Genomic DNA, 7,151 nt, shown 5'->3' on the forward strand with positions numbered 1-7,151 from the left:
TCTCAGCCCCTCACTTCGCCAGGCGTTCCAGGATCCTCGGGCCCAGGTCGGTCACGTCACCCGCGCCCATGGTGAGAACCAGATCACCGGGCTTCGTCATTCCCGCGACCACAGCGGGGACCTCGTCCTTGTCGTGGACGGCCGTGACGTCGGCACCGGCCGCGCGGGCGGCCTCGATGATCAGCTCGCTGGTGACGCCGGGGATCGGGTCCTCACGGGCCGGGTAGATGTCCAGGACGACCGAGGCGTCCGCGAGCGCCAGCGCGTCGCCCATCTCCTTGCCCAGCTCCTGGGTGCGGGAGAACAGGTGCGGCTGGAAGACGACCAGGATCCGGGCGTCCCCGGCGGCGCCACGCATGGCCTCCAGGTCGGCGGTCATCTCGGTCGGGTGGTGGGCGTAGGAGTCGATCACCTGGACGCCGGCCGCCTCGCCCTTGAGCTGCAGACGCCGCTTCACACCCGTGTACGCGGCCAGGGCGGGCGCGAGCTCGGCGGCGGGGACCCCCAGGGCCACGCCCGCGGCCAGCGCGGCGACCGCGTTGTGCGCGTAGTGCCGGCCGGGCACGGAGACCGTGAACGTCAGCTCGGCCCCGTCCAGCAGGACCGTGACCTCGCTCTTCAGGCCCTGCGGAACGACGGACAGCACCCGGACGTCGGCGTCCGCGGCCTCGCCGTACGTCACCGTCCGGACCTTCCCCGCCACTCGCCGGGTCAGCTCGCGCGCCCCCTCGTGGTCGGCGTTGACCACCAGCGTGCCGCCGGGCACGATCCGGCCGGCGAAGGTCTCGAAGGACTCGTAGATCTCGTCCATCGAGGCGTAGTTGGCGTGGTGGTCGAGCTCCACGTTGAGGACGATGGCGACCTCGGGCGCGTACGTGTGGAAGCTGCGGTCCGATTCGTCCGCCTCGGCGACGAAGATCTCGCCCTCGCCGTGCAGGGCGTTGGAGCCGGGGGCGTCGAGGTCGCCGCCGATGGCGTACGAGGGGCCGCGGCCCAGCGCGGTCAGGGAGACCGCGAGCATGGACGTGGTGGTGGTCTTGCCGTGCGTGCCGGCGACCGCGATCGGCCGCAGGCCGTCCATCAGGGCGGCGAGGGCGTCGGAACGGTGCACCACCGGGACGCCCAGCTCGGCCGCGCGGGCCAGCTCCGGGTTGTCCTTCCGGATCGCCGACGACACGACGACACAGCTGGCGTCGTCGGCGAGGTGCCCGGCCGCGTGCCCGATGTGCACGGTGACGCCGAGCGCCCGCAGCGCCCCGGCGGTCTCCGACTCCCTGGCGTCGCTCCCGGCCACCTCGGCCCCGCGCTGCGCGAGGATCTTGGCGATCCCCGACATCCCGGCGCCGCCGATCCCGATGAAGTGCGGACGCTCCATGGCGGAAGGAAGGCCGGGTGCCATGTGTTTCTCCCAGAGACGGTGACGTGCGAAAGCGTGCCTAGCCTATGTGCTGAAGCCCGCTCGGCTTCGCAAGGGACTCTCAGGAACCGCGCGACCAGCCCCCACGAACCCGCACCCGCCGACGCACCGCACCCCTCGCCCCTACGCCTTGCTGTGCGAGAACAGCTTCAGCACCGGGACCCCCACCTTGTGCCGCGCCCGCGACGCCCAGTCCCGGTGGAAGAACTCCTCCACGTAGTGCGGATCGGTCAGCACGATCACCTCGTCCGCGCCCACCTCTTCCACCAGCTTCCGCAGCGCGTCCAGCGGGTGGTCCTCGACCATCCGCCCCTCCGCCGTGCTTCCCGCCGCCCGCAGGGCCGTCAGGGACACGTCCAGCGCCTGCTCCGCAGGGCCCTTCGCCGCATCCCCCTCCGGCGTCTCGCGCTCGCGCGTCGCCTCGTCGAGTTCGCCGAGTGCGATGTCGTCGATGGCCCGCAGCAGGCGGTCCGCCTGGTCGCCGCGCGGCTGGAGCAGTACGTGGAAGGCGACCTGCTCGTCCCCGTGCAAGGTGGTGACGAACTCCACGTCGGCGGACGTCAGGGCCTTCTCGATCATCAGAACGCTTGTGAACACCAGGCGCCTCTTCTCCTAGAGGGCCGCACGACCCTCTGTCCTCCGTGGGGTCGGCACCCCTGCGGAAACCATCCTGCCCCGTGATCGCACGGGTACTGCCGGATTCAGTGTGCCCGCCGGAAGCTAAGCGGAACGACACATTCCGCTGATGTCAGGACCGGCGGTAGCGACCGAACAGGAATCCGGCCTCTTCCAGGAGGGACACTAGTTCGAAGCGTCGGGGTACGGCGACACCGGGCCCCCCGGCGATCCGCTGCGCGTCGCCGGCTGTGAGCATCGGGGAGACGGTCAGGCACAGCTCGTCGAGGACACCGGCGGCGACGAACTGCCCGAGCAGCCGGGGCCCGCCCTCGGTGAGCAGCCGGGTGTGGCCGAGACCGGCCAGGGCGCGGACCGCGCGGGCGGGGTCGACGCCGACGCCGTCACCGGCGACCACCACGCGGGCGCCGGCCTTCTCGGCGGCGGCGACGCGGTCGGGGGCCGCGGCCGCGCCGGTGAGGATCAGCGTGGGCACGAGGGGCGAGGTGAACAGCGGGAGCGAGTAGTCGAGGTCGAGGCTCGCGGTGACGACGGCGACCGCGGCGACCACGCTCTGACCGGCCGCGGCCCGGGCGCCCGCGAACTCCGCCCGCTCGCGCACCGGCCGGTACCCCTCCTGCCGTACCGTTTCCGCACCCACGACGACGACGTCCGCGAGCCCGCGCAGGGTGCCGAAGATCCGCATGTCGGCCGCGCCGGAGATGGGCTGCGACCGGCCGTCGTGCTGCCCGGCGCCGTCGAGCGTGGACACCATGTTGGCTCGCAGCCACGCCTCCCGCCCGGCGGACTCGGGGTAGGCATAGGCGAGGGCCAGCTCGGCAAGGCTCCACTCCCCCTCCCCTTCGGCCGGACCGCCGGAGGCCCGCGCAGCTGTTTGTTCGGTCACAGGGAACAGGCGTCGCATGTCGTGCAGTGTGGCACGGCAACCGAACGGGTCCGGCGAAGTCAGCCGCGGTCAGGCAGCTCACGGAGGGCGCTGGGGGCACCCCCGGCGCAAGGCCGGGGAGAAGCGCGCGGCCGGCACGACGGCGCCGCGGCCGACCGATCGCCTATCGCGGCGCTTCCGGCCGAGCGCTTAGCATGGGTAACCGTGTCGTCTTCTCCCGCCGCATCCGAGGTCAGCCCCATAGCCGACGCGGCCCCGCTGTCCCTGTGCGCCCGTTCGCCGCACGTCCCCGCGGACCGGCTGGTCGCCGAGATGGTGCCGCCGCCCCGCTTCGACTCGGTCCGCTTCGCCACCTACCTCCCGGACCCGAACCAGCCGAGCCAGACCGAGGCCGTGCGGGTCCTGGAAGGGTTCGCCGGCGGTCTCGGCGGGGCACACGCGGTGGCCGGGGGCAGGCGCGGTCTCTTCGGCTTCGGGAAGGCGAAGGCACCGAAGACACCGGCCGGGCCCCGCGGGGTCTACCTCGACGGCGGGTACGGCGTCGGCAAGACCCACCTGCTCGCCTCCCTCTGGCACGCCACCCCCGCCGAGCCCGCGCTGAAGGCGTTCGGCACCTTCGTGGAGCTGACCAACCTGGTCGGCGCCCTCGGCTTCCAGCAGACCGTGCAGACCCTCTCCGGCCACCGCCTGCTGTGCATCGACGAGTTCGAGCTGGACGACCCGGGCGACACGGTCCTGGTGTCGACGCTGCTCGGCCGCCTGGTGGAGGCGGGTGTCGCGCTCGCCGCCACCTCCAACACCCTGCCGGGCAAGCTCGGCGAGGGCCGGTTCGCCGCCGCCGACTTCCTGCGCGAGATCCAGGGCCTGTCGGCCCACTTCCGCACCCTGCGCATCGACGGCGAGGACTACCGCCACCGCGGCCTGCCCGAGGCACCGCCGCCGTACTCCGACGAACAGGTGACGAAGGCGGCGTACGCCACCCCGGGCGCCTCGCTCGACGACTTCCCGCACCTCCTGGACCACCTGGCCAAGGTGCACCCGAGCCGGTACGGCGCGCTCACCGACGGCCTGAGCGCAGTCTGCCTGACGGACGTGCAGCCGGTGCCCGACCAGTCGACCGCGCTGCGGCTCGTGGTCCTCGCGGACCGGCTCTACGACCGCGAGGTCCCGGTCCTGGCCTCCGGACTCCCCTTCGACCGGCTGTTCAGCGAGGAGATGCTGAACGGCGGCTACCGCAAGAAGTACTTCCGCGCGATATCCCGGCTCACCGCCCTGGCCAGGGACGCCAAGGGGCTCGTGGCCACCGACTAGGCGTCGGCGAACGCGCCGATAGTCGATCAAGGTCACCGGGTCAAGAGCCCGATCAGGCCACGCCACCGACACTTTTCACGCTCTCTTCGGCTCGCAACACCGAGTTAACCCTGCAAACAACTTTGCAGGGTTAACGTGTTTCTTGACCAACCATTGACCTGTGCTTGGTGCACACGAGAGGCGTGAACTGCCGCGAGGGAGGCTCATGTTCCGAGGTACGACAGCCCGGACCGTGTTCTCGCTCCTGGCCGCCGCCCTGCTCACCGTCCAGTTCTTCGCGCCTGCGGAAACCTTCGCAGCCGCGCACACCCTCAGTCATGTCGAGGCCAAAGCCCAGCCCGGGCCGCAGTCCTCGGCGAAGGCCGTCCGCGCCGGTTCGCACATCCTCCGTGACCTCCACGGCCACTGCGGCGAGCCGCCCGGCTCGCCGCGGAGCGCCGACCGCCATCGCAGCCCCACCGCCGGCTGGGCGGACGACCGTCCGCCCACCGCACGGCACACCGAGGCCATACGCACCCCGGTGCCCGCCAACGCCGGGCACCACCGCACGTCGAGAGCGTCCAGAGCCCACTCACCCGCCGCGCTCCAGGTCTTCCGCTGCTGACGGAACGGGCTCTGCCCAGGGCACTTCACGCCCTTCATCCCCCCACACACACGTCGTGCAAGCCCGACGCGCCGCTGTAGCGCGCCAGGAGGAATCCACACACCATGCAGCCCCTCATCGACAACGCCCGTACGTTCGGACAGCGCCCTGAGGAGTTCGCCAGGCTCGCCGAAGGCCAGTCCCCGCAGGTGCTCTTCATCACGTGCTCCGATTCCCGGGTCGTCCCGGCCCTGATCACCGGCGCCCGCCCGGGCGAGCTCTTCGAGCTGCGCACCGCGGGCAACATCGTCCCGCCGTACGCCTCGACCACCCCCACCAGCGAGGCCGCCACCATCGAGTACGCCGTGGAGGTGCTCGGCGTCCGCGACATCGTCGTCTGCGGGCACTCGCACTGCGGCGCCGTCGGCGCGCTGGTGCGCGGCGACGACCTGACCGCCGTACCCGCCGTACGGGACTGGCTGGCCAGCGCCGGACCGCGTCCGAGCGGGGCGGCCGAGGATCCGGCCGTCGCGGAGGGCGTGCAGAACCACGTGCTCGCCCAGCTGCTGCGGCTGCGCTCGTACCCCTGCATCGACAGGAGGCTGACCGCGGGCGAACTGACCCTGCGCGGCTGGTACTACGAGGTCCACACCGGTGCCGTGCGCGAACACCGCGCCGCCACCGACACCTTCGAGGCCCTGTGAGCGCCGCGATGACCAAGTTCCCTTCCATACGTCAGGACTTCGCCGCCTCTCTCGTCGTGTTCCTGGTCGCGCTCCCGCTCTGCGTGGGCGTGGCCGTCGCCTCCGGTGTCCCGGCCGAACTGGGCCTGGTCACCGGCATCGTGGGCGGTCTCGTCACCGGGATGCTGCGGGGCAGCAGCCTTCAGGTGTCGGGGCCGGCCGCCGGTCTGACCGTGCTCGTCTTCGAGGCGGTGCGGGAGTTCGGACTGCCGCTGCTCGGGGTGATCGTGCTGGTCACCGGTGTCCTCCAGATCGCCATGGGCGTGCTGCGGCTGGGGCGCTGGTTCCGGGCCATCTCGGTCTCGGTCGTCGAGGGCATGCTGGCCGGAATCGGCCTGGTGCTGATCGCCGGCCAGCTGTATCCGGCCCTCGCCGCCAAGGCCCCCGAGTCCGGCCCCGGCAAGATAGCCGGGCTGCCCGGTGCGTTCCTGGACGCCCTCGGGGACGGCGAGGCACTGGCATCGCTCGCCCTCGGCGCGGGCACGGTCGCGGTCCTGGTGCTGTGGAAGTACGCCCCGGCGAAGGTGCGGACGGTCCCCGGACCGCTGGCCGCCGTCGGCCTCGCCACCCTGGCCGCCTTCCTGCTGAGCCTCCCGGTCGCCACCGTCGAGGTGCACGGGCTGCTGGACTCGGTCCAGCCGCCCCCGCTGAGCGCCTTCGGCGAACTGGCGAGCGTCGGACTGATCGGCACGATCGTCGCCTTCACACTGATCGCGTCCGCCGAGTCGCTGTTCAGCGCGGCGGCCGTGGACCGGCTGCACGACGGTCCGCGTACCCGGTACAACCAGGAGCTGATCGCCCAGGGCGCGGGCAACGCGCTCTGCGGGGTGCTCGGCGCACTGCCGATGACCGCGGTGATCGTGCGCAGCGCGGCCAACGTCCAGGCGGGCGCCCGTACCAAGGCGTCCCGGGTGCTGCACGGCGTCTGGCTGCTGCTGTTCGCGGCGCTGCTGCCGGGAGTGCTGGCATACATACCGATCCCGGCGCTCGCCGGAATCCTGGTCTACTCGGGCGCCAAGCTGATCCCGGTGCGCGCGCTGGCCGTGCTGTGGCGCGAGCACCGGGGCGAGGCGGTCGTCCTCGTCGTCACGGCGGTGTCGATCGTCGCGGTGAGCATGTTCGAGGGCGTGCTGATCGGGCTCGCCCTGTCGATCGTCAAGACCGCCTGGGAGGCCTCGCACCTCAAACTGGAGGTCGTCGACAAGGGCGCGGGACCGATCGACGCCCATCTGTCGGGCAACGCGACCTTCCTGCGGCTGCCGAAGATCCTCGACAGCCTGGAGGCGCTGCCCCAGGACCGCCCGATCCGGGTGGACCTCTCCGGGCTGCACCACCTCGATCACGCCTGCCGGACCGCGCTGGAGAGCTGGGCCCAGCGGCACAGCGACGCGGACACCGAGCCGGTGAAGGTCACGGCCGCCTGAACCGGCGGCCGCCCCGGGGGGGGGGGGGGGGGGGCCCCCGCCCCCCCCCCCCCCCCACCCCCCCCCTGGGGTGGGTTCACCCGTCTCCTCGGGGGGCTCGTTTTCGCGACAGAAAGACCGAAAATCCTTTCCCTGGGGGTGGGGGGGGTTG

General features: G+C 72.2%; 7 protein-coding genes. 4 read left to right on the forward strand and 3 right to left on the reverse strand.

The window, feature by feature from the left end:
- Positions 1-10 precede the first annotated feature (10 nt).
- From murC to ACZ63F_RS21450, 3 genes are all read right to left on the reverse strand, one after another.
- Positions 11-1,399: a UDP-N-acetylmuramate--L-alanine ligase gene (gene murC, locus ACZ63F_RS21440; RefSeq protein WP_469712939.1), complete on the reverse strand. Its 1,389-nt coding sequence runs from the start codon at positions 1,397-1,399 to the stop codon at positions 11-13.
- 141 nt (positions 1,400-1,540) lie between these two features.
- Positions 1,541-2,014 carry an indole-3-glycerol phosphate synthase gene (locus ACZ63F_RS21445; protein WP_351712262.1) on the reverse strand — a complete coding sequence of 158 codons (474 nt, stop codon included), beginning with the start codon at positions 2,012-2,014 and terminating at the stop codon, positions 1,541-1,543.
- 151 nt (positions 2,015-2,165) lie between these two features.
- Positions 2,166-2,957 carry a pyrimidine reductase family protein gene (locus ACZ63F_RS21450; protein ID WP_469712942.1) on the reverse strand — a complete coding sequence of 264 codons (792 nt, stop codon included), beginning with the start codon at positions 2,955-2,957 and terminating at the stop codon, positions 2,166-2,168.
- Between the two features lie 186 nt (positions 2,958-3,143).
- On the opposite strand from ACZ63F_RS21450, the gene zapE reads away from it, so the two are divergent.
- From zapE to ACZ63F_RS21470, 4 genes are all read left to right on the forward strand, one after another.
- Positions 3,144-4,250 carry a cell division protein ZapE gene (zapE, locus tag ACZ63F_RS21455; RefSeq protein WP_469712944.1) on the forward strand — a complete coding sequence of 369 codons (1,107 nt, stop codon included), beginning with the start codon at positions 3,144-3,146 and terminating at the stop codon, positions 4,248-4,250.
- 205 nt (positions 4,251-4,455) lie between these two features.
- Complete coding sequence (locus tag ACZ63F_RS21460) at positions 4,456-4,854, forward strand: hypothetical protein (RefSeq protein ID WP_469712946.1); 399 nt, start codon at positions 4,456-4,458, stop codon at positions 4,852-4,854.
- A gap of 104 nt (positions 4,855-4,958) precedes the next feature.
- On the forward strand, positions 4,959-5,537 hold the full coding sequence (locus ACZ63F_RS21465; RefSeq protein ID WP_469712948.1) for a carbonic anhydrase: 579 nt from the start codon (positions 4,959-4,961) through the stop codon (positions 5,535-5,537).
- A gap of 8 nt (positions 5,538-5,545) precedes the next feature.
- Positions 5,546-7,000, forward strand: coding sequence for a SulP family inorganic anion transporter (locus ACZ63F_RS21470; protein WP_469712951.1), 1,455 nt, complete (start codon positions 5,546-5,548; stop codon positions 6,998-7,000).
- Positions 7,001-7,151 lie beyond the last annotated feature (151 nt).

The organism is Streptomyces sp. NPDC104761, from assembly GCF_055583445.1.